Raw genomic sequence first — 1,504 nt, 5'->3', positions numbered from 1 at the left:
AGGCGCTTGAGGATCTCGCCGTAGTGCTCGAGCCCCTCGCGATGGAGGCGCGCTTCCGGGCCGGACGCGATTCCGACGCGTTCGGGCACAACGCCCCATACCGGCACCCGCTCGCGGCGCCAGAACGCGATCGTCTCTTCGAGGTCGTTGGTGCCGAGGCGGGCGGAGCAGAGGACGACGCCGCGGGGCGTCCGCTCCGGGACGAGCTCGAGGGTCTGGGCGACCGGCCCGATCTCGACGCCGCCGGCCCGGGTCGGGATGACGACCGCGTCGGCCTTGGCGAGCGCCGTGGACTGGAGCCGCTGGTCGCCCGGGGGCGTGTCGACGATCTTGAGCGCCTTGCGCCGTGAGAGAGCCTTGGCCAGGGTGCGCTCGGACGGCGCCTCGAGCACCTCGACCCCGTCGATCGGCTGCTCCTCGAGCCATTCGGCTGCGGAGCCCTGCCGGTCGGCGTCGATCACGAGCACCGAGCGGTAGCCATGCTCGAGGCCCGCCGCCGCCAGGTAGACGGCCGTCGTCGTCTTGCCCGCGCCGCCCTTCAGATTCGAGACCGCGATGATCATCCAGCGGAACGATAATGGGTCGAGAGGGCCGGGTCCCGCTGTACCCGGGACCCGGCCCTCCTCACTCACCTGTTCGTGGTCACCGTCACGACCGGCGGCTGCCGGCCGTGGTGCTGGCTGTGGATCAAGAGACGGATGCCGAACGCCACCAGCGTGAGCGTGCCGAGCACGGCGCCGACGCCGAGCACGACGCTCGTGACGTAGCCGACCGTCCGCGCGTACGAGCCCAGCCGCGTCACGCCCGGGCGTCCTCCGTGCTCAGCAGCCCCACGCGTTCCCCCAGCCGTCGACGGCCACGCAGGCCGCGTCCGACGAGTCGATGTGGAAGACGCCGCCGGAGACGTCACGGAACGTCCCCTTGTCCTGGTGCCCGTTGCCGAAGTCGAAGTTGTAGTTCCACCCCTGGAAGTTGCAGAAGCCCCAGCAGGCGGCCTCGTCGCCCCAGCCGTAGTTGCTCGAGATCGAGCCGTTCAGCCAACACCAGTGGTAGTTGGCCTTGACCCAGTTGCCGTACCCGTCCCCGTTCTGCACGGTGGCGGTCGCGCAGCCGGAGACGTTGCCGCCGCCGATGCAGGTCGCACAGGTCGACGCGGGCGAGACCGCGCCTCGGCCCTTCGCCGGGACGGGCGAGATGTCGACGTGCCCCGTCAGCTTCGAGGGGTCGGTCGTGACGGCGACGCCCGCGTCCGGAACGAAGCCGTACGTCGTCGTCGACACTCCGGCCGCCGAAGCCGTGGCCGCCTGACCGGAGCCGTTGCCCGGATCGGCACTCGCCGTCGTCACGCCGACGCATGCCGCAATGACCAGCGCTGTTGCCAGTGCGAGGATGCTCCGCATCCTGTCCTCCTTGTTCGGTCGCTGTACCCAACCGTTCTGTGTGCGGGCTCAAGCCTGCAGCACGAGGCGTGGATGCACTATCGACCGGAAGGCGTATTGACGAG

General features: G+C 70.2%; 3 protein-coding genes. All 3 read right to left on the bottom strand.

The features are described from left to right. The coding region (locus tag VHB92_RS00790; RefSeq protein ID WP_325450394.1) for a ParA family protein at positions 1-563 on the bottom strand (563 nt) is incomplete at its 3' end. A 65-nt stretch (positions 564-628) separates the two neighbouring features. Beyond that, positions 629-802, bottom strand: coding sequence for a hypothetical protein (locus tag VHB92_RS00785; RefSeq protein ID WP_325450392.1), 174 nt, complete (start codon positions 800-802; stop codon positions 629-631). 19 nt (positions 803-821) lie between these two features. Next, positions 822-1,400 carry a hypothetical protein gene (locus VHB92_RS00780; protein WP_325450390.1) on the bottom strand — a complete coding sequence of 193 codons (579 nt, stop codon included), beginning with the start codon at positions 1,398-1,400 and terminating at the stop codon, positions 822-824. Positions 1,401-1,504: the final 104 nt, after the last annotated feature.

The organism is Humibacter sp., assembly GCF_035547335.1.
GTDB lineage: Bacteria > Actinomycetota > Actinomycetes > Actinomycetales > Microbacteriaceae > Humibacter.
The sequence above is the reverse complement of the archived record's forward strand: the minus strand, read 5'-3'. Positions and strand labels throughout refer to the sequence as shown.